Here is a 21,063-nt window from a genome sequence, read left to right as displayed (position 1 = left end):
AAAAGGAGAGTAGAAAATATATGAAACAGCTTCATTCAAAGTTTCGCTTAGGGACCCTTCTGGCAATATTCGCTTTGCTGGTGGTGGTATCCGGCTGCGGCAATTCTGCCAGCAATAGCGGGAACAGCGGCAATACAGCGAAAGCGGCGGCTGCCACAGAGAACGCCAACGCTACGGAGGCAGCTGCGGTGGTGGCTGAGGAAGCTACGCCCGCACCTGCCGCGGCGGAAGAGCTGCCGAAGGAAATCCGCATCGGCTATCAGGTCTCACCAAACGGAGAGCTGCTGGCCAAGTCCCTCGGCCTGCTGGAGAAGAAATATCCCGATATCAAAATATCCTGGCTCAAGTTCGATTCCGGCCGCGACGTGAACGTGGCGATTGCCAGCGGCGGAATCGACTTCGGCCTGCTGGGTACCCCTCCGGGAGCTTCCGGTGTGGCCCAAGGTCTGCCGGATCAAATCTATTATATTCATGATGTCATCGGCGAGAGTGAGGCACTGGTAGTCAAGAGTGCTGCCGGAATCAGCTCCCTCGCCGAGCTCAAGGGCCACAAGATCGCTACCACCTTCGGCTCCACCTCGCATTTCAGCCTGCTGTCGGCACTGAAGCAGGAGAACATTGATCCTGCATCCATTACCATACTTGATATGCAGGCTCCCGACATCGTTGCCGCCTGGCAGAGAGGCGATATCGACGGCGCTTATACCTGGCAGCCGAGCCAGTCGAAGCTGGTGGAGGATGGCGGCAAGGTCATAATTACCTCAGCCGATGTGGCGGCCAAAGGCGGCATTACCGGAGAGTTCGGCGTGGTGCACAAGGATTTCATCGGGAAGTATCCGAATGCCGTTAAGGGCTATATCGCTGTGCTGGATGAAGCGGTGAAATATTACCGGGATCACCCGCAGGAGTCGGCGGAAGCGATGTCTGCTGAGCTTGGACTTAGCGCCGAAGCCACGCTTAAGGCGATGAATGAAATTATCGTGCTGGATGCCTCGCAGCAATCAGCCCCTGAATATATGGGCACGCCGGATCAGCCGGGCGCATTCGGACAGCTGCTGAAGGACACGGGTGATTTCCTTGTAGAGCAGAAGTCGATCACCGATTCACCGGACCTCTCGGTCTACCAGCAGGTTTTGCGGAGCGATTTGTATACCGGTAATTAGACCAGCAATGACAAGGAGGCGGTGGCGCGATGATCTTGGAAGAAAAACTGGACGGTACAGGTGTACTGAGTGCCGGGAATTACGGGGAGAGCGGACGCAGGGGGGCGGCTTCCGGTATGGCCGGAGCTGCTGCGGTACCGGTAACCTCCACCGGCAGCGGACAGGGCATCCTGCTGGAGAACATCGGCCTCACCTATGGCAGAGGGGCCAATGCAAGCCAGGTGCTGCAGGAGGTTAATCTGCAGCTGACACCGGGCGAATTCGTTGTTGTCCTTGGTCCTTCGGGCTGCGGCAAAACCTCCCTGCTGAACATTATCGCCGGGTACCTGAAGCCTTCGCAGGGCAGCATCGCCATTAACGGCAAACGCCATAGCCGGCCGGATTCCGAGGTCGGCGTGGTGTTCCAGCAGGCGAACCTTTTTCCCTGGCTGACGCTAGCCCGTAACATTGAGTTCGGGCTGCGGATGAAGAACCAGCCTAAGGCTGAACGCAGGGAGCGCGTCGCTTATTTACTGGAGCTGATGGGCCTTACGGCCTCAGCCGGGCTGTATCCGCATCAGCTCTCCGGAGGCATGAAGCAGCGGGCGGCTATCGCCCGCACCCTGGCTGCCGAGCCGGAGATCGTCCTGCTCGACGAGCCGTTCAGCGCGCTGGACGCCCTGACCCGCGAGAATATGCAGATTCACCTGCGGGAGATCTGGCGCAAGACCGGGAAATGCATGTTCTTCATCACCCATGATGTGGATGAGGCCCTGCTGCTGTCCAGCCGCCTGATTGTCATGCATCCCGGACCGGGCAGAATTGTCGAGGACTTCGCCAATCCGCTGACAGAAGGCAGCATCAGCCGCTCCTTCGCTGACATCCGCAGCGGCGGGGAGTACAGCAGTCTGCGCGAGTATCTGGTGTCGCGGATGGATGCGCCGTAGGAAATAGCAGGCGCCATGGACACAACAAAGTCCATGGCGCCTGCTGTTATTTTATAGAACATGATCAGGTTCTTAGAAGTCCTATGGCCTTTTCTTTCAGATCATGACAAACACAACTTCATTTCCATCAGGATAGGTGTACATCATTCTTGCTCCTGTATAAATGGAGAGTAGATTATAGTGATTGACCTCAAGTCCGGTTTCTTCTTTAACTTCTCTGATCATGGTCTCTTCAATCGTTTCACCGGCCTCCATTCCCCCGCCGGGCAATCCCCAATCCCCGTAATCAGACCGTTGTTGTAACAATATCCGGCCGTGTTTATCTTTAATAATGGCTCCGCCTGTAACAATAATACTTCTGGTCATGATCTCAGTCCTTATATTCGTAGTAGGCTGCTTCTTGCAAGAATCTCACATACAGTATCGTTTAGCGGCCTTCTTTTTCACAGGGGAAAAGTCACAGTTGATTACGGCAGGAATCATTTATGATAGGGGCAAGAGATTAATCATCACGCTATTTTCAGCATCATCAGAGCCTTAAGCCATTCCAAATAAAATGGAAACGGAGATGAAACGGGACTATGCTGACGATAGCCAAAGCCGGGACAGAGCATCTGGAAGAAATGTGCCTGCTGCTGCAGGAGCTGTTTGGAATGGAGCAGGATTTCGCCAGTGCGGCGGCTAACCTGGATAAGCAGAGGGCGGGACTGCGGCTGATTCTGGCGCATCCGGAACGCGGTCAATTACTGCTGCTCAAACGGGGAGATAAGGTGGCTGGTATGGTGAATCTGGTGTTTGCGTTCAGCACGTTCGAAGGCGGGCCGGTAATCATGCTGGAGGATTTCATTGTAGCAGCTGAAGAGCGGAGGCAGGGCAGCGGCCGCTTTTTCATGGACGGTATAGTTGCTTACGCCAATGAGCGCGGATTTCTGCGGATCACCCTGCTGGCCGATGCGGAGAACGCGCGGGCGCTGCATTTTTATGAAGCGGCGGGCTATGAGCACTCTAATATGAGATGTCTGCGGTTGGCGGTGAAGTGATGGAGAACAGGGAAGCCTGCCCGGTCATTCTTTTGAATGAGCGTTGCTGGCACCAAGACAATGAGCGTGCGAGGAAGTATATGTAATGAAGCGGATGTTAAAAAGCATATTTCGCGGTCCCGGATCAGCGGGTTGGCCTGCGGGGCTCCTTGCCATTCTTCTGTGCTTTTTGGCTTAACCCCTGCGCAGGCTGCGGCCCCGCTAAGTGCTTCAATTATAAGGTTGTTCCGGCAGGCAAGCCTACATGATGCGTGTGAGTTATGAAATGTAGAGTATTCCTGCCGGGACAACCTTTGCTATTAAGAGTAACCTTTCAATTCATATGCACAGTTAGCAACCAGAAGCTGCGTCTAAGCTAATCTGCATATTCATAATACTCAGCTAATCCGTTCATAGACAGAACTATGATAAATTACAGCCGGAAGCTGTAATAAGTGGATTTATGACACTTAATTTTTCGCGCCATCTGCTGAATCGGAATTAGGTGGATTTATGACACTTAATTGTGCCCAATATGCTCATATCAGCCAATATGCATGGAATTAAGTGTCGTTTATCCAACTAAAATCTCATATTCGAAAATTTCGAGGGAATTAAGTGTTGTTATTCCACTTATTAGTCGTATAGCCCTCGTTCCGCCAGCGTACATCGCACGCAGCCGCAGTCAGTCTGCATCTCGTCCAGCTTTACACACACTCAGCCTCAGCAAATACATATCAGGCAAACAGCGGGTTCCCCTTCATTCCCACCCACAGCGGTGATTGTTCCAGACAAGCGGCCAGCTGGAGCAGCAGGTCCTCGCGGCCTTTGGAGGCCATGACCTGAACCCCGATCGGCAGGCCTTCCGCCGTGAGATGCACTGGTACGCTCATCGCCGGCTGACCGGTCAGATTCGCCAGCTGGGTGAAAGGCGTATAGGCTAGGCTGGGCTCGAACATCTCGTAGATCATCCGCCGCTGAGCGTCTTTGGACAGACTGCTGACTTCCAGCAGCTGCTGAATCTCCTCAGGCGTCTGGGTCAGCTCCCCGACCTTCGGTGCGGAATCCGCATTCGCAGGCGTGATGTACAAGTCGAACCGGTCCATCAGCGCCGCCATCTGCGCGGCGGCCACATCCCATTCATGCAGGCTGTGTACGAATTCTGCGGCTGAGACCTGTTTACCGGCTTCGGCCAGCACCCAGGTAACAATATCCACTTCGCTTGCCGCAATCGTGCGGCCCATACCGCTCTCGAGCGACAGGAACATCGCCGATACCTCACCGGCATTCATCGTATAGTAGTTATCCATCAGTCTGACCCCGTTAACCGGACTCAGCTTTTCCTCAACCGCATAGCCTTCCGATTCCAGCCACTTTACAGTGTTCATCACAGCTTGTACAGCTTCTTCCGATACCGGTGTACCCACCGGCGAAGCTGTAGTGTACGCAATCCGCAGCTTCCGCTGCGCAGGCTTCAGCAGATCATCCAGATAGACCCCCGGATACAGCGGGGTCTGAAAAGCAGCTTCCGGCTGCACCACCTGAAGCAGATCAAGCATCGCGGCGCTGTCGCGCACAGTCCGCGTCAGGGCGAAGTCGATCGACGCGCCCTGCCACTGGCGGCCGACGCCAGGGCCGACCGGCGTGCGCCCGCGCGTCGGCTTCAGTCCGAACAGGCCGGTGAACGAGGCCGGTATGCGGATGGAGCCGCCGCCGTCACTGGCTCCGGCGGCAGGAACGATCCCTGCGGCTACGGCCGCCGCAGCACCACCGCTGGAACCGCCGGGGGAATAGGCGGGGTTCCACGGATTACGCGCCGGGCCGTGGAGCAGGGGCTCGGTAATATTTTTGAGGCCGAATTCCGGGGTATTCGTGTGTCCCAGCGGTATGAAGCCGCCGCGGCGGATACGGGCTACGTAATTAGAGTCCCGCTTGGCAATATTGTCCTTCATGAGCAGGGCACCCGAAGTCAGCGGTTCTCCGCCGATCGCCTGGGAGATATCCTTCAGCAGGTAGGGCACGCCGGCAAACGGCCGGGAAGTGTCATCATCAAGAACCGGCATCTCATCCGCTTCCTTCAGCGCTGCCTCCCGCCGGGTGCGGACTACTGCATTCAGCAGCGGATTCATTTCATCGAGCCGGGCAAAGGCGGTTTCCACGAGCTCGCGGGGTGAGACTTCACGTGCCTTAACAAGGGCGGCAAGCCCCAGAGCATCATGAGCGGAATAAGAAGACAACGACATGTGAACAACCTCTTTCTGGCAGGGTGTGCAGGCTATAATCGCTATAGATGCGTCTGCGGATAGTAATAGTTGGGACCAGCATCTCTAGTATACTTCGGGAGCGTCAGACTTCCCAATCGGCTGCTAGAATTCACCTGGGTCGATGCTTCTTCGCACAGCCTGGATATCCTTGAGCGGCGGGAGGCCGAACAGTCTGCGGTATTCGCGGCTGAACTGCGAGGCACTCTCATAGCCTACTTCCATGGCAGCAGCCGTGGCACCCATGGAACCGCTCAGCATAAGCCGTCTGGCTTCCTGGAGGCGCAGCTGCTTCTGATACTGCAACGGTCCCATTGCCGTAATTGCTTTGAACTTATGATGCAGGCCGGATACGCTTATATTATGGGCATCAGCAAGCTCCTGGACGGTGAAGGAGCGGCTGTAATTCTGGTGAATCCATGCGATGGCCTGGCCGATACCTCCGGCTTTCTGGTCAAAGAGCACCTCCTGCAGGAACAAATGCCCGTAATCGCCGGTCAGCAAATTGAAGATCAGCTCATGCTTGATGAGTCCGGACAGATAGACGGCTTCCCGGGGATTGCCGTTGACTGTGAGCTTCAGCAGCCGGCTGAACACCTCCAGAAGGCTGGCGTCGGCTTTGCCAATAAAGGTGGCATTATTCACCTTCTTGTTTCTGGGCTTTATGCTGATTCCGGCCTGCGTCATTACAGAGGCGATTTCCTGTGTAGTGATGTCAATGCGAAGACCGATATAAGGCATTTCCCTGGAGACCCCGGCAATTTGCGCGAAGGCAGGGAGATGGATCATGGACACCATGTAGTCTCCCGGCAGATATTCAAGACTGGTTGAGCCGTAGTGCAGCTTCTTCATGCCTTGTAGGATCAGACAAAAGGAAGGCGTTAAGACACTTGGAATCAGCGGGGTTATCCGGCTGTTGCGGGAAATCGAAAGATACGGGATCACAGTGGGATGGCGTCCGTCCGCAAGGGTGATTTTCTCAGTCTGCGCGATGATCCCGGCGATCTGCTCCTGATGATTACCGGTACTCTGTCCAGGAGCGGAGCGGGTCTCGAGCTGCTGCTCTGTCATTGTACATCCCGCCTTCCTGTTTATATAGGTTCAGTTCTCTCTAGCCTGTACTGTTAGTGTACAGTATAGCCGTAACTTGTACGGAAGCAATAGGCAGAATGGGATGGTAAAAGAGTGATTGCAGCTTTAGGCAAGTTTTAGGCAGAAACGGTCTATGATGTCCATGGAGGGCAAGCGATAATAGCCTTGAGATGTTATTCAAGGAGGTCCTGGATCATGACAGTTAACCAGCAACAACCTATCGGCTCCGGTTTTGGAGCCTCCACAACTGCCGAGGAGATTCTGCACGGCACAAACCTCAGCGGCGTCAATGCCATTATTACCGGCGGATACTCCGGGATTGGGCTCGAAACGGTGCGCGCACTGGCTTCTGCCGGTGCAGAGGTCCTTGTCCCGGCGCGGGATACCGCCAGAGCGGGAGCTGCACTTGCCGGAATAGACAATGTCAAAATTGAGCGGATGGATCTGATGGACCCGAACTCCATTGATGATTTCGCAGCACGGTTTCTTGCCTCCGGACAGCCGCTGCATCTGCTGATTAACAGCGCAGGTATTATGGCTGCTCCCCTGGTGCGCGATAAGAGGGGATACGAGTCTCACTTCTCTACCAATCATCTGGGACACTTTCAGCTGACGGCCCGTCTATGGCACGCTCTGCGTCAGGCCGAGGGGGCTAGAGTCGTCTCGGTATCTTCATGGGGACACCGGCAATCCCCGGTCATATTTGAAGATCCGAACTTCGTACACCGCAGCTATGACCGCATGTCCGCCTATGGCCAGTCGAAGACGGCCAATATTCTGTTCGCGCTGGCGCTGGACAAGCGCGGCAGGGACGAAGGTGTGCGCGCCTTCTCCGTTCATCCGGGCAGCATCGCCGGTACGGGCCTCGAGGAGCATCTGTCCTTCCAAGAACTTCAAGCCGCCGGTGTGATTGACGGAGCTGGCAACCCTATTCTAGATCCTTCGCGGAATCTCAAAACAGCACAGCAGGGGGCAGCGACCAGTGTATGGTGCGCGGTAAGCCCGCAGCTGGAAGGGATGGGCGGCGTCTACTGTGAGAACTGCGATATTGCCCCGCTGGTGGAGAATGCCGAAGCTGTCACCCGTAACGAGGCTGCCCGCCGTATAGGCTCATTGGCACTTGGCGTGATGCCGCACGCAGTCGACCCTGAAGCGGCGGACCGCCTCTGGAGCCTGAGTGAGCAGCTGACGAATGTGGAATTCACAATTGGAGGGGAGGGATAATGACACTGCACACACGCAAGCTTGGCAGTCAGGGGCTGGAGGTACCCGCCATCGGCCTGGGCTGCATGGGAATGAGTCAATCCTATGGACCGGCGGATGAGGGTGATTCCATAGCCACACTGCACCGGGCCATTGAACTCGGCTGTAATTTCTTCGACACGGCCCAGGGATATGGTCCCCTTACGAATGAAGAATTGCTGGGCCGGGCATTCAAGGGCCGCCGCAGCGAAGTCATCTTAGCAACCAAGTTCGGCTTCCGGTTCAAGGACGGCAAGCAGGTCGGTGCCGAGAGAGCCAGCCGGCCGGAGGAGATCCGCGAGGCGGTAGAAGGCTCGCTTCTGCGGATGGGCACCGACTATATTGATCTGCTCTATCAGCACCGCATTGATCCGGCTGTGCCTATCGAAGAGGTAGCCGGAACAGTAGGTGATCTGGTCAGAGAGGGCAAGGTACGTTACTTCGGCTTGTCCGAAGCGGGTGCCCGCAACATCCGCCGCGCCCATGCGATTCATCCGGTATCTGCGCTGCAGAGTGAATATTCGCTATGGGAGCGTAATCTGGAGGCGGATATCATTCCTGTGCTGCGCGAGCTGGGCATCGGGCTCGTACCGTTCTGCCCGCTGGGGCGGGGATTCCTGGCAGGAGGGGTGAAACGTTCGGAAGATTATGCCGAAGGCGATACCCGCCGCGCCGATCCCCGCTACCAGGGGGCCAATTATGACGCTAACCTGAAGGCTGCGCAGATTGTACATGAACTCGCTGCACTGAAGCAGGCGAAGCCCGCACAGATCGCGCTGGCCTGGATCCTGCATAAGAGTGCAGATTTCGTGCCGATTCCCGGCACGAAACGCCGGAAATACCTTGAAGAGAATGTGGCCGCGGGCAGCCTCGCGCTTAATCCGGCCGAGATGAAGCGGCTGGACGATGCATTGGCGCCGGGGACAATCTCCGGGCAGCGTTACCCCGACTGGATTATGGCAACGATTGACCGCTAAGACGTATCATAAGCGATTTCCCCGTTAGAACCGCCCTGCATGATGGCAGCTGATGCCTTCATTATGCAGGGCGGTTTTTCGTGAAATTTAAGAAATCTGACAGTTGAGCAAAAATTGCTGAGCATTTGGTGATAATCCAAGCTTTTATTTTATACGTAGTACCAACTCATCTTTTGTCCCTGAAAATAGACCCCGCATAGAGAAATCAGAGGGATAAATCCCTCTGAATTGGCCGGAAGCGGGCTATGGGAGGAAATCAGAGGGATAAATCCCTCTGAATTGGCCCGGAAGCGGGCTATGGGAGGAAATTAGAGGGATAAATCCCTCTGAATTGGCCGGAAGCGGGCTATGGGGGGAAATTAGAGGGATAAATCCCTCTGAATTGGCCGGCAGCAGGCTATGGGAGGAAATTAGAGGGATAAATCCCTCTAATTCCTCCAGAAATGCTCAAAATGGCGCTGTCAGAGCGATTTTGCCCATTGCATTGGAGAAATTGTCACTGCCGTAGCCGGAAATCAGCATACAATCCCTGTTTTCGCCCATATCGTAAGCCCTGCCCATTCGTTAATCTGTGGAAGAGATGCATCTCACCACACCTTATTCGGAGGTCATGTAATGAAAAGACGCTTAACTTCTGCACTGATTCTTATGATGCTCGCAGCATCGCTCTCCGCCTGTTCTTCCAATAATAATCCGGCGGCGGGCAACAACGGCAATACAGGCAATACAGGTAACACAGCCAATGATACCGAAGCAAGCGGGCCGGTTACGTACCCGATCCAGACGGACAAGAAGCTCTCTTATTGGGGGGAAATCAACGGCAATCTGATTAGTGTTGCGGCGACGCATGATGAAATTCCTTTTTTCCAGGATTGGCAAAAGCAAACCGGCGTTCCGCTGAAGTTCACGGCCCCGCCGACCGGCCAGGTTAAAGAAGCACTTAATGTCATGCTGGCTTCGGGCGATCTGCCGGATATGATTGAGTACAACTTTTTGGGCGACTTTCCGGGGGGGCCTGAGAAAGCGATCAATGACGGATACATTCTGAAGCTGAATGATCTGATTGACAAGCATGCGCCGAATCTGAAGAAATATCTGCAGGATCATCCGGACATTGACAAGATGGTCAAGACGGACAGCGGCAGCTATTATGCGTTCCCTTTTATCCGGGGGGATGAGTTCCTGCGCGTGTTCCAGGGGCCGATTATCCGCAAGGACTGGCTGGATGAGCTGGGCCTGCCGGTGCCGGAGACCATTGATGACTGGACCAAGACCCTGACCGCCTTTAAGGAGAAAAAAGGGGCGGCCGCACCGTTCTCCGTCGTCAGCAAGCCGCGTTTCTTCAATGAATCCGGCAACGGCGCCTTCCTGGGGGCTTTCGGCGTGACCCGCGGCTTCTATCAGGAAGACGGCGCGATCAAGTTCGGCCCTGCCGAGAGCGGCTTCAAGGAATACCTGAAGCTGTTCCGCCAGTGGTACGCGGACGGCCTGCTGGACAAGAATATCGCCACCTCAGATTCCAAAGCACTGGACGGCAACATGGCTTCAGGAGAGACCGGCGCATCCGTAGGCAACGCGGGCGGAGGGATCGGCAAATGGCAGCCGCTGGTCGAAGGCAATGATCCGAAGGCTGTGCTGGTCGCCGCACCTTATCCGGTGCTGAACAAAGGCGAAACGCCTAAGTTCGGACAGAAGAGCCAGGCCTATGCCTCCGAAGGAACGGTAGCCATCACAACCTCAGCCAAGGACCCGGTGCTCGCCGTGGAAATGCTGGATTACGGCTACAGCGAGGAAGGCCATCTGTTCTTCAACTTCGGTACGGAGGGCGTCAGCTACAATATGGAGGATGGCTATCCGAAATACACCGACCTGCTGCTGAAGAATCCGGACAAGCTGGCTCCGGCGCAGGCGATTTCGAAGTATGCCCGCGGCAGCTACAACGGTCCGTTTGTCCAGGATCAGCGTTATGCCGAGCAATTCTTCGCCCTGCAGACCCAGCGTGACGCGGTGGGCATCTGGAAGAACACGGATGCGGACAAATACAATCTGCCGCCGATTACACCGACTCCGGAGGAGAGCTCCGAGTATGCGACGATTATGAATGATATCAATACGCTGGTGGATGAAATGACACTGAAGATTATCCTCGGCCAGGAGCCGCTGGAGAAGTATGAGAGCTACGTGGACAAGATGAAGTCGCTGAAACTGGACCGTGCGATCGAAATCCAGAAGGCAGCACTGGACCGCTATAACGCCAGATAATGGCCGGATAACAATGGGCTGAGGGCGGAAGCCCTCGCTCAACCCTGGATTTGAGGTGAAACAGCCGCATGGCAAAAATGCAAACCGGCGCAGCACAAAGAGCCCTGGCACCTGCGCGGACGACAAACCGTTTCCTCCGTGATTTCCGGATCAACAAGTACCTGTATCTGATGATGATTCCGGTCATCGCTTATTATTTTATTTTTCATTATGCCCCCATGTACGGCGCACTGATTGCCTTCAAGGAATATTCGCCGATGAAGGGCATTCTCGGGAGCGACTGGGTCGGACTGAAGCATTTTCACGATTTCTTCAACAGCTATTACTTCTGGCGGATTCTGAAAAATACGCTGGTCATCAGCTTCTACTCCCTGATCTTTGAATTTCCCGCGCCGATCATTCTGGCCCTGCTGATCAACGAGATCCGCAGCAAGTCATTCAAACGGGTGGCCCAGACGATCACCTATATGCCCTATTTCATTTCACTCGTAGTCATTTGCGGAATCATTACCGACTTCACGAATGCTGACGGTGTGATCAACGGGCTGTTTACGTTCTTCGGCTATGACGGGCAGGCCATGCTGCAGAAGCCGGAGTTATTCCGTCCCATCTACATCCTCTCGGAGATCTGGCAGCGGATCGGCTGGGAGTCAATCATCTATATTGCCGCCCTGATGAGCATTGATGTGGAGCAGTATGAGGCGGCGCGGATGGACGGAGCCAGCCGGATCAAGCAGATGTTCTATATTACGCTGCCCGGCATTCTGCCGACCATCTCCATTATGCTGATTCTCCGGATGGGGAATCTGCTGAATGTCGGCTTCGAGAAGATTATCCTGCTGTACAACCCGATCACTTATGAGACAGCCGATGTGATTTCGTCCTTCGTCTACCGCAAAGGGCTGCTTGAATTCGGCTGGAGCTACAGCTCTGCCGTAGGCTTGTTTAATTCGGTAATCAACCTGTTCCTGCTGATTACCGCGAATTACGTGAGCCGTAAAGTCAACAAAAATAGCTTGTGGTGAGGTGAACCCGTGAAGGAACAAAGCTCTCTTTTCGATAAAATCTTCTATGCCGGCATCTATGTGCTGCTGGTCTTTCTGATCATCGTTACGCTCTATCCGCTGCTGTATGTGCTGTTCGCATCCTTCAGTGACGCCGGCCAGCTGATGGTGCATAAAGGCATCCTGTGGCGTCCGCTTGGCATCAGCTTCGATGCGTACCGGAGCGTGCTGGCCAATTCGGGCATTCTGACCGGATACCGCAATACACTGTTTATCGTTGTGGCCGGACTTGCCGTGAATCTGGTGATGACGGCCCTGGGCGCCTACGTGCTGTCCCGCAAAAATGTGCTCTGGAACAATACGTTTATGCTGCTGATCCTCTTTACGATGTTCTTTAACGGCGGGCTAATCCCCATGTATCTTGTGGTTAAGGGAGTGGGGCTGCTGGATTCACTGTGGTCTACGATTCTGCCCTTCTCCATCAGCACGTTCAATCTGATTATTATGCGTACGGCCTTCATGGGCATTCCCGACAGCCTGGAGGAGTCGGCCAAAATCGACGGGGCTAATCATTTTACGATTCTGTTCCGCATTATTATTCCGCTCTCCATGCCGGTGATTGCTGTAATGATCCTCTATTATGCCGTCGACAAGTGGAACGGCTGGTTCTATGCCTCTGTATTCATCAGGAGCAGGGAGCTGTACCCGCTTCAGCTGGTGCTCCGGGAAATTCTGATCGCGAATTCTACGGACAGCATGTCAGCGGGAGCCAGTGCGGGCGACCGCCAGCAGATTGGCGAGACGATCAAATACGCGACGATTATGGTCGCCACGGTACCGATCCTGTGCGTGTATCCTTTTGTACAGCGTTTCTTTGTCAAAGGGGTCATGGTCGGCTCTGTTAAGGGCTGACGGCAATCCCCAATCCACTATTGAAAAGGAGACTGGTTATGGCAGCAATCCAGCAGTTACTTGATATTCCTCTCCTCTGGGAGAAGCTTGAACATAAAACAGAGCAGATGCTGACGTTAATCGGCGGTAAATCGCCGCATGTTGCCAAGGACAGCGGCAAATATGACGATCAGCGGCTGGACTGGTGGACGTCGGGCTTCTGGCCTGGCATCCTGTGGATTATGCATGACATGACCGGCAGAGCCGCTTACCGCGAAGCAGCCTGGAACTGGGATGAACGGCTCGAACGGCTGACGCTGGCCCCGAATTCCTTCGATCATGATGTCGGTTTTCAGTTTTTGCCGACGGCTGTAATCAAGCATACGCTGACCGGTGATCCGGATGCCCTGCGGCGGGGCTTGTCCGCAGCGGACTTTCTGGCAGGACGGTACAATCTGAACGGCAGGTTCATCCGGGCCTGGAACGGCGACAAGACGGGCTGGTCTATCATCGACACCTCGATGAACCTGTCCCTGCTGTTCTGGGCTTCGCAGCAGACCGGCGATCCCCGGTACGCCCAGATCGCGCAGGCGCACGCCGGGACCGTGCTGAAGCATTTCATCCGCGAAGACGGCTCGGTTAATCATATCGTCAGCTTCGATCCGCATTCTGGCGAAGTCCTGGAGGTGCTGGGCGGCCAGGGCCATGCACCGGACTCCGGCTGGAGCCGGGGAACTGCCTGGGCACTCTACGGCATGGCGAATACTTACCGCCATACGGGGGACAAGACCTTCCTGCATGCGGCCCGGCGTGTAGCCCATTTCTTCCTCGCCCACCTGCCGGAGGATCATGTGGCCCATTGGGACTTCAGGGCAGGCAGCAGCCTGGACGGTGAACCGCGGGATACTTCCGCAGCAGCTTGTGCGGCGTCAGGGCTGCTGGAGCTGGCGGAGAGCTTGTCCGCTGTAGACGGAAGAATCTACCGGGAATCCGCAGAACGGATACTGAAGTCCCTGTATGAGCACTATGGAACATGGGAAGATGCAGAGCATGAAGCGATCCTTCTGCATGGCACGGGGCACAAGCCTGCCGGAGACAATGTGGATGTGTCGCTGATCTACGGAGACTATTTCTTTGTCGAGAGTATCGCCAGGCTTGCGGGCTGGAAGCACCGGATTTTCTAGTACAGGTCCGCTCTGTGCATGGGTGTACCAGCCTGTCAGGCAATCTATCAGAACACCCGAAATGGCACCGGCCGTTCGGGTTGTTTCTGATTTTGTCTATCGGTTTCTACTTTTTAACCATTCCCTCTTCAGAGATGGCCGTTATAATAAGGTTACGCTGAATCCAAAACATACAGATATGAGGGGTCTTCTTGAATTTTAAATATTTGTGGGAGAAACGGAAGAGTATTATCGTGACCTGGCTTGTTTCCTACAGCGCTGTGCTGGTTGTACCAATGGCAGTCAGCCTGCTGGTGTACATGCAGTCCAGCCAGGCACTGAAGAGCGAAATTCACCGTGCCAACGACTCCATGCTAAGGCAGGTCCGGTATACGATTGATACCCAGATTGATTTAATGAAACGGCTGAATATGGAGATTACCTGGAACACCAAGCTTCAGGATCTGATGTATTCGAGCAAATCCTCCGGCGATGCCCAGTTCACTGCTTATCAGCTGGCCAAGGAATTCCGGATGTACCAGACCTCTTACGCGTCAATTGATGAGTTCTATGTAACCTGGGAGCAGGAGGCGGCTGTCATCCGGCCGGGCAATGTACGCGATTTCGCAACCGCTTTCAACACTATTCATAACACAGGAACTATGAATTATGGACAGTGGCTGGAGAATATTCATCAATCGGCCAATAACCGTTTTCTGCTGCTGCCGCATCTCGATTCCGCTGAACCCCGGACCGGAATTGCCTATCTGATCCATCTGCCCAAGGATCTGAACGGGCGGGAGACGGGGACGGTTGTGGTTATGGCGGATACCGGCAGGTTTCAACAAGCGATTGAGAGTATCTCCGGCTTCAGCGGCGGACAGGTGCTCATCCTGAATGAAGAGAATGAAGTGCTGCTCTCCAATCTGCCGGTATCGATCAATCAGGACAGCCTGCTGAAGCATTTGCCGCCGGACGGCAGCCGGATGGTCAATATGCCAGCGAGAGACGGCGATTCGGAGCTGTTCTATATTCAATCCTCCGTCTCCAAACTGAAATATGTGCTGGTGATTCCAAGCAGCATCTATTGGGAGAAGGCAGAGTATGTCCGGAGATTCACCTATATCAGCCTGTTCATCAGTCTGCTGAGTGCCGGAGTCTTAACCTGGTTCTTCATGCGCCGCAATTATTCGCCGATCCAGAAGCTCGTCCAGCTGCTGACGGACAAGAATTCCCATGAAGAACGGACCGACTGGAATGAGCTGAGCTTTATTCAACGGGCCATCTCGAATACGAGGAGAGAGAAGGAGACCATCGCGCTGCAAATGCAGATCCATCAGCATGTGCTGCGCTCCAATATGCTCAACCGGCTGCTGAAAGGGAAGATGGATACACTTCTTCCTTATGAAGAAGCCTTGCAGTCCTTCGATATTCAGCTGCGCTCGGATGATTTCGCCGTGATCCTGTTCGTGGTGGAGAATAGCGAGAGCCTGTCGGCCCAGCTGCCGGGCATTGACCTGAATGAGAAGAACAAGCTGGTCCAGTTCATCATCAGCAATGTGGTGGAGGAGCTTGCAGGCCATTATCATCACGCCGGTTACATGGTCGAAGTGGATGAGATGATGGTATGCCTGGTGAATTGCGGAGAGCCGGAATCCGCCCTCTTCAGAGAAGATCTGGCCACCATTGCCGCTGAAGCACAGCGGTTCCTGAGCAGCTATCAGATGGATCTTACCGTATCCATCGGAGGCATCCATTCCTCTCTGCCCGGGATTGCCGAAGCCTATCGTGAAGCCGTCGATGCCATGGCGTATAAGATGGTGCTCGGCAAGCAGGAGATCATAACCTATGACGAGATCCGCAGTGAACAGGCGGATCATCCGCAGACCGGATACTACTACCCGCTTCAGGTCGAGCAGCAGATTATTAATATGATCAAGGTTGGCGACTTTGAGCAGGCGACCCGGCTGATCAGCGAGGTGACGGACCGCAATTTCAATCAGCCTATCACCTCGCTTACCCTCGCCAGATGCCTGATCTTCAATCTGGCCGGAACCATGGTCAAGGCGGTCAATGAGCTAGGCGGCGGGGACAACAGCCTGCTCGGGGACAATCCGCTGTGGCTGGACAAGATTATTGCCTGTGACACCATTCTGGAGATGAAGGCAGAGCTTCAGACGCTGCTCGCCGAGGTATGCGCCTACGCTGCGGCCCGGCTGGAGCAGAACGTATCCCATGAACGGGCCGAATCGCTGCGTGATCTGGTGGTGAAGGTAACGGAGCATATTGAAGAGCATTACAGCGACTCGAATCTGAGTGTTAATCTGATCGGCGAGCACTTCAATCTGAAGGGCAGCTATCTGTCCAAGCTGTTCAAGAATCAGACGGGGGAAGGCGTTCTGGATTACATCAACAAGTACCGGATCGGACAGGCCAAGGCCATGATCCGGGCCAGACAGGGATCAATTGCCGACATTGCCAAGCTGGCAGGCTATAATGAGGCAGCGACCTTTATCCGGGTATTCAAGAAATATGAAGGGATTACTCCGGGCAAATACAAAGAGATCAATGGATAAATTAACGAAGCGGACGGGGGATTAACCAATGCGGATCAAGAGAAGTAGCAAGTCTGTCCTGCTGTTGCTTCTGAGTCTGATGCTGTTGACATCCTGCAGGGAATGGAGTCCACAGGCAGATCAGACGCAGCAGGTACCACCGCCGTCAGCAGCGGAGGTCCTTCCCGGAGCAGACGGTTATCCGTTACAGACGGACAAGACGCTGACCTATTGGGCGGAGCTGAACGGCAACGCCGGGAACATTAAGCCTACCTTCCAGGAGGTGCCCTTCTTCCAGGAATGGCAGCGCCGCACCGGGGTGAAGCTGGACTTCATCCAGCCTCCGGCGAATCAGGCCAAGGAGGCGATCAATGTCCTGCTGGCTTCAGGTGAACTGCCGGATATGCTGGAATATGAATGGGCCAGCTTCCCGGGCGGCCCCGAGAAGGCGATCAGCGACGGATATATTCTGCGGCTGAATGATGCAATCGAGAAGTATGCGCCTAACCTGCGGCGGTATTTGAGCCAGCATCCGGAGATCGACAAGCAGGTGAAAACGGACAATGGCAGCTATTATGTCTTCCCGTTCATCCAGGGAGATGATCCGCTGCTTACCTACCAGGGGCCGATTATCCGCCAGGACTGGCTGGATGAACTGAATCTCCCGGTCCCGGCTACCATTGATGACTGGCATACGGTGCTGAAGGCGTTCAAGGACAAGAAGGGGGTTGCCGCCCCGCTTACATTCCTGGGAGTGCCGAATCCGTTATTCGGAATTGAGAGCGGTGCTTTCGTCGGCGCCTACGGGATTAAGAAGGGATTCTATCTTGATCAGGGAGAAGTGAAGTATGGACCCGTCGAGCCCGGCTATAAGTCTTTTCTGGCCTTATTCCGGAGCTGGTATGCAGAGGGCCTGATTGATAAAAATATCGCGACCGTGGATACGAAGACGCTCGATGCCAATATGATCTCCGGCAGAAGCGGGGCTAGTATATGGAATGCCGGAGCCGGAATAGGCATGTGGCAGCCTGCAATCAAGGACCTGTGGCCGGAGGCGAAGTTTGTTCCGGCACCTTATCCGGTTCTGCATAAGGGAGAGAAGCCGAAGTTTGGTCAAAGGGCTAACGCTTATATGGGCAGCGGAGGCGTAGCGATCTCAAGCGGCAGCAGGAATGTGGAGGAAGCCGTCCGGATGCTGGATTACGGCTACAGCCCTGAGGGACATCTGCTCTTCAACTTCGGAATGGAAGGCACAAGCTATGCCATGAAGGACGGTTACCCGAAATATACGGATCTGATTATGCATAACCCGGATAAGCTGGCTCCGTCGCAAGCCCTTGCCATGTATACCCGTGCCAGCTACTTCGGGCCATTCGTCCAGGATGTCCGGTATCTGGAGCAATACTATTTCCTGCCGGAACAGAAGGAGGCGGTGCAGATCTGGTCGGACACTGATGCCAGGAACACCATGCTTCCGCAAATCTCCAAGACGGAGAAGGAGAGCACCGAGTTCTCCGCCATCATGCTGGATGTGACGACGCTTGTGGATGAGATGTCCCTGAAGATTATTTTTGGCATTGAGCCGCTGGACAGCTTTGATGATTATGTAGCCCAGATTAAGGCGCTGGGTATTGACAGGGCGCTTGAGATTCAGACAGCGGCGCTTACCCGGTATATGAAACGGTAGAACAAACCCCCTGCAGAGAGGCTCTCGCAGGGGGTTTACTATGCTCAATCACAATATGTGTCAATCAAGTCCGCTCATCCGTAAGATATTTCTTCACCGGAGGCGGACTATAATCAGCCAATTGCTGCAGAATTCCCTCCGCAGTCGTATCGTTCAGCATGATGGAATGCTGTTTCTCCTGCATGAACTTCTCCTGGACCATGTTGCCAAACAGGGCAATCAGCGGATCGTAATAACCGTTGACGTTCAGCAGCCCGCAGGGCTTCTGGTGCAGACCGAGCTGCGCCCACGTGAAAATCTCGAAATACTCCTCCATCGTGCCCGGCCCGCCCGGCATGGCAATGAATCCGTCGGCAAGCTCAGACATCTTCAGCTTCCGTTCGTGCATGGAGTCCACCATAATCAGTTCGGTCAGACGGGTATGCTCGATTTCTCTTTTTTTGAGAAAATGGGGCAGAACCCCGATCACGCGTCCCCCCGCCTGCATGACGCTATCTGCAATAGCGCCCATTAAGCCGACAGTAGCTCCGCCATAGATCAGCGTGATGCCCCGTGCAGCCAGCTCTTTGCCCAGAGCAACAGCATACTCTTTGTATACGGGCGAAGCGCCGTCATTCGAACCGCAGAAAACAGCGATACTCTTCATATTATGCTGACTCTCCTTTGCCTAAGTATCTGAAAATAACATCGCGCATGATGTTGCACCTGTATATCTACATCAAAGATACCACACGATGCCGTGCGGTAGAAGGATATGCTCAATGTTTAACTCTGTATTACATTCATTTTACATAAGAGTCCTATGTACAACAGGAGCCAACCAATGTTGTTGGCTCCTTTGCGGATGAGCTTAATGGACAGGCGTTAATTCGCCGACTAATTGTACGGCTTTAGCAGCATCAATGCGTCCAAAGCCATAACGGTCATGCCAGCCGCCCGACATAGGTCTTGCGGATTTGCGGAGAATCTCGTGGATTTCTTCACTGGATAAGGAAATGCCGTGTGCCAACGCTTCTGCGAGCATCAGGGCAATAATGCCGGTTACTGCCGGGGCAGCCATGCTGGTGCCCATCATAGGAGTAACACCATCTATTGATCCTGATTTAGCGGCCATAACTTTGAATTTCACAGGTTCATCTTGGGTTTCATTTCCTCCAGGTGCGCTGATCTCGGGCTTTTGTCTTCCGTCCCGTGTCGGACCGGCGCTGGAGAAGAAGGAAAGTGGTGTGCCTGCTTCTTTGGCGCTGTATGAACCGACAACGACCGTTTTTTTGCCGCAGCAGATTGAACCGAGGGTATGGGTATTATCCAGTGGTTTTTCAAAATGGGATTGGCCAAAATCATCCCGTTCAATCCAGGCATGATATTTCCCCGACCGGATATTCTCTCCGCGCAGTCTAAGTGTCCATGCACCGGCAGGTAAACCTCTCTCCATGAAGATATTGATGACATTGTCATCGTTGTTCGGATCTTGTTTCCGGTGGGAGATGAAGATCAGGATTTCATTCCGGTTCCCGACCGCCTGGTGAGTCGTACCGAGCTTAACCTCACCGAGGTTCTGCCCATCCGGGGTGATTAACTGGCAGGAGAATTCATCTTCTGCATCGTACCAAAGCTCGATTTCATTAGAAGTACGGTCTGATTTTTCCACGATCCAGCTGAGATCCTTCACCTCATTCTGGCGGATTGTGCCACTGGCGTGTATGCCGTCAGTATAAGAGTTGCTGGCAGCCAATACGATGGCCCGATTGTTAGCAGCACTTAGGAGTGTATCGAATCCGACCTCAACCAGAGAAGTGCCGTCATGCGGGCCGCCATTGGTGCCCAGGCTTATATTGGTGACACACGGCCGGTCTCCGGCGAGCTTATAGATGTATTGCAGAGCCTCCAGCAGATGCACTGAACTCCCGAAATCCCCTTTTACCGCGTCAGGTCCCGACCATGGAACATCCTCGGCATTCAATTGCACAAATACGATATCTGCCTGAGGAGCAGGACCGGGTGTGTTGGTTCCGTTACCGTTGCCCGCAGCGGTATCCATAACGTGGGTTCCGTGCCAAGGGTCTCTGTTTCTAGGATTAGGAAGTTGCAATACTGCGAACGGATCATGTTTTTTCAGAGCACTGTTTAGTTGGGCTTGTGAAAAGACTTTGCCGTATCCGAACTCGGCATCGCTGGAATTGTCAAAAGTCTGATCCCAGTAGCTGAGAATCCGGCTTGTCCCGTCTGAATGGATGAAGTTCTTATGGGTAAAGTCACATCCATAATCTACAATCCCGATGACGACGCCTTTTCCGCCGTTGCTTTTAGTATTTTGATTCAGCAAATCCGCCCGGGCTTTAGTTTCTTCAATGGTCTTAAAGAGCTGGGGCTTTAACAATTGTGATGCCTTCAAGCTCATTACCGCCGGTGATTTGCGGATCTGCTCAATTTGGTCTGCGGCAATCCGTGCGGTGACGAGCCGGACATTCTCCTGCTCCTCAGGCACGCTGCCCAGGTCGGCAATTTGCCGGACTCCGGACAGGTTTTTCCACGCCTCAATATCCCTTACCTTGGCGATAACCGCGATTTCACGGGCATCCGCTGTCTCCGCTGATTCTGCGTTGAACAAATGCGGATGAGCCTCTTTGTGTTCACTTTGATTGAAAGCAATGACCCGCTGCAGTCTTGGATCAAGGTTAGCGGGGATCTCATTCGTGGTTTCTTTGAGTTTCATGTCATGTCTCCTTTAGCTGGCTAGTGTGCTGGAAAATACAACGTCCATATACTTTCACTAATTTGAATTTTTATAAAATCCATTATATTCAAGCAGAGACGTCAT

General features: G+C 54.1%; 16 protein-coding genes. 11 read left to right on the top strand and 5 right to left on the bottom strand.

Features of this window, described 5'->3' with window-relative positions; all coding sequences use genetic code 11:
* The first annotated feature begins 20 nt into the window (after positions 1-20).
* Complete coding sequence (locus tag MHI42_RS11505; RefSeq protein WP_342423841.1) at positions 21-1,163, top strand: aliphatic sulfonate ABC transporter substrate-binding protein; 1,143 nt, start codon at positions 21-23, stop codon at positions 1,161-1,163.
* A gap of 29 nt (positions 1,164-1,192) precedes the next feature.
* A complete protein-coding gene (locus MHI42_RS11500; RefSeq protein ID WP_342423840.1) occupies positions 1,193-2,089 on the top strand; it encodes an ABC transporter ATP-binding protein in 897 nt (298 codons plus the stop codon).
* A gap of 96 nt (positions 2,090-2,185) precedes the next feature.
* Here MHI42_RS11500 and MHI42_RS11495 read toward each other — a convergent pair whose 3' ends face one another.
* On the bottom strand, positions 2,186-2,455 hold the full coding sequence (locus MHI42_RS11495) for an NUDIX domain-containing protein (RefSeq protein ID WP_083442782.1): 270 nt from the start codon (positions 2,453-2,455) through the stop codon (positions 2,186-2,188).
* A 215-nt stretch (positions 2,456-2,670) separates the two neighbouring features.
* Between MHI42_RS11495 and MHI42_RS11490 the strand changes: the two genes are divergently transcribed.
* A complete protein-coding gene (locus MHI42_RS11490; RefSeq protein WP_342423839.1) occupies positions 2,671-3,129 on the top strand; it encodes a GNAT family N-acetyltransferase in 459 nt (152 codons plus the stop codon).
* A gap of 716 nt (positions 3,130-3,845) precedes the next feature.
* Here the strand turns inward: MHI42_RS11490 and MHI42_RS11485 are convergent.
* Together MHI42_RS11485 and MHI42_RS11480 are read right to left on the bottom strand one after the other, a co-directional pair.
* Positions 3,846-5,351, bottom strand: a complete 1,506-nt coding sequence (locus MHI42_RS11485) for an amidase (protein ID WP_342423838.1) — start codon at positions 5,349-5,351, stop codon at positions 3,846-3,848.
* 123 nt (positions 5,352-5,474) lie between these two features.
* Complete coding sequence (locus tag MHI42_RS11480) at positions 5,475-6,440, bottom strand: AraC family transcriptional regulator (RefSeq protein WP_342423837.1); 966 nt, start codon at positions 6,438-6,440, stop codon at positions 5,475-5,477.
* A gap of 216 nt (positions 6,441-6,656) precedes the next feature.
* Here MHI42_RS11480 and MHI42_RS11475 point away from each other — a divergent pair, with 216 nt between their 5' ends.
* The 8 genes from MHI42_RS11475 to MHI42_RS11440 all read left to right on the top strand — a co-directional run bounded on the left by MHI42_RS11475 (position 6,657) and on the right by MHI42_RS11440 (position 18,242).
* The gene (locus MHI42_RS11475; RefSeq protein ID WP_342423836.1) at positions 6,657-7,685 is read left to right on the top strand and encodes an oxidoreductase; all 1,029 of its coding nucleotides are present in this window, start codon (positions 6,657-6,659) and stop codon (positions 7,683-7,685) included.
* Positions 7,685-8,680, top strand: a complete 996-nt coding sequence (locus tag MHI42_RS11470; RefSeq protein WP_342423835.1) for an aldo/keto reductase — start codon at positions 7,685-7,687, stop codon at positions 8,678-8,680. Before MHI42_RS11475 ends, MHI42_RS11470 begins: the two co-directional genes overlap by 1 nt.
* Positions 8,681-9,295: 615 nt before the next feature.
* A complete protein-coding gene (locus tag MHI42_RS11465; RefSeq protein WP_342423834.1) occupies positions 9,296-10,942 on the top strand; it encodes an extracellular solute-binding protein in 1,647 nt (548 codons plus the stop codon).
* 77 nt (positions 10,943-11,019) lie between these two features.
* Positions 11,020-11,967 (top strand): ABC transporter permease subunit, encoded by a 948-nt coding sequence (locus MHI42_RS11460; protein WP_047014013.1) that lies wholly within the window; start codon positions 11,020-11,022, stop codon positions 11,965-11,967.
* A gap of 9 nt (positions 11,968-11,976) precedes the next feature.
* Positions 11,977-12,858, top strand: coding sequence for a carbohydrate ABC transporter permease (locus tag MHI42_RS11455; protein ID WP_039306819.1), 882 nt, complete (start codon positions 11,977-11,979; stop codon positions 12,856-12,858).
* Between the two features lie 38 nt (positions 12,859-12,896).
* Positions 12,897-14,021: a glycoside hydrolase family 88 protein gene (locus MHI42_RS11450; protein WP_342423833.1), complete on the top strand. Its 1,125-nt coding sequence runs from the start codon at positions 12,897-12,899 to the stop codon at positions 14,019-14,021.
* Positions 14,022-14,212: 191 nt separating this feature from the next.
* Positions 14,213-16,576, top strand: coding sequence for a helix-turn-helix domain-containing protein (locus MHI42_RS11445; RefSeq protein WP_342423832.1), 2,364 nt, complete (start codon positions 14,213-14,215; stop codon positions 16,574-16,576).
* A 28-nt stretch (positions 16,577-16,604) separates the two neighbouring features.
* Positions 16,605-18,242, top strand: coding sequence for an extracellular solute-binding protein (locus MHI42_RS11440; protein WP_342423831.1), 1,638 nt, complete (start codon positions 16,605-16,607; stop codon positions 18,240-18,242).
* Between the two features lie 64 nt (positions 18,243-18,306).
* Here MHI42_RS11440 and MHI42_RS11435 read toward each other — a convergent pair whose 3' ends face one another.
* Complete coding sequence (locus MHI42_RS11435; protein WP_042211442.1) at positions 18,307-18,888, bottom strand: TIGR00730 family Rossman fold protein; 582 nt, start codon at positions 18,886-18,888, stop codon at positions 18,307-18,309.
* Between the two features lie 204 nt (positions 18,889-19,092).
* Entirely contained in the window at positions 19,093-20,958 is a 1,866-nt protein-coding gene (locus MHI42_RS11430; RefSeq protein ID WP_342423830.1) for a S8 family peptidase, read from the bottom strand.
* Positions 20,959-21,063: the final 105 nt, after the last annotated feature.

The organism is Paenibacillus sp. FSL E2-0178 (assembly GCF_038593005.1).
Lineage (GTDB): Bacteria > Bacillota > Bacilli > Paenibacillales > Paenibacillaceae > Paenibacillus_AQ > Paenibacillus_AQ phytohabitans.
This window is presented reverse-complemented; position numbering and strand designations above follow the sequence as displayed.

Excerpts from the sequence above, each read along its gene's own strand:
- MHI42_RS11495 (WP_083442782.1), bottom strand. The coding sequence starts at position 2,455 with ATGACCAGAAGTATTATTGTTACAGGCGGAGCCATTATTAAAGATAAA.
- MHI42_RS11505 (WP_342423841.1), top strand. The coding sequence starts at position 21 with ATGAAACAGCTTCATTCAAAGTTTCGCTTAGGGACCCTTCTGGCAATA.
- MHI42_RS11450 (WP_342423833.1), top strand. The coding sequence starts at position 12,897 with ATGGCAGCAATCCAGCAGTTACTTGATATTCCTCTCCTCTGGGAGAAG.
- MHI42_RS11440 (WP_342423831.1), top strand. The coding sequence starts at position 16,605 with ATGCGGATCAAGAGAAGTAGCAAGTCTGTCCTGCTGTTGCTTCTGAGT.
- MHI42_RS11465 (WP_342423834.1), top strand. The coding sequence starts at position 9,296 with ATGAAAAGACGCTTAACTTCTGCACTGATTCTTATGATGCTCGCAGCA.
- MHI42_RS11460 (WP_047014013.1), top strand. The coding sequence starts at position 11,020 with ATGCAAACCGGCGCAGCACAAAGAGCCCTGGCACCTGCGCGGACGACA.
- MHI42_RS11480 (WP_342423837.1), bottom strand. The coding sequence starts at position 6,440 with ATGACAGAGCAGCAGCTCGAGACCCGCTCCGCTCCTGGACAGAGTACC.
- MHI42_RS11485 (WP_342423838.1), bottom strand. The coding sequence starts at position 5,351 with ATGTCGTTGTCTTCTTATTCCGCTCATGATGCTCTGGGGCTTGCCGCC.
- MHI42_RS11435 (WP_042211442.1), bottom strand. The coding sequence starts at position 18,888 with ATGAAGAGTATCGCTGTTTTCTGCGGTTCGAATGACGGCGCTTCGCCC.
- MHI42_RS11470 (WP_342423835.1), top strand. The coding sequence starts at position 7,685 with ATGACACTGCACACACGCAAGCTTGGCAGTCAGGGGCTGGAGGTACCC.
- MHI42_RS11490 (WP_342423839.1), top strand. The coding sequence starts at position 2,671 with ATGCTGACGATAGCCAAAGCCGGGACAGAGCATCTGGAAGAAATGTGC.
- MHI42_RS11500 (WP_342423840.1), top strand. The coding sequence starts at position 1,193 with ATGATCTTGGAAGAAAAACTGGACGGTACAGGTGTACTGAGTGCCGGG.
- MHI42_RS11430 (WP_342423830.1), bottom strand. The coding sequence starts at position 20,958 with ATGAAACTCAAAGAAACCACGAATGAGATCCCCGCTAACCTTGATCCA.
- MHI42_RS11475 (WP_342423836.1), top strand. The coding sequence starts at position 6,657 with ATGACAGTTAACCAGCAACAACCTATCGGCTCCGGTTTTGGAGCCTCC.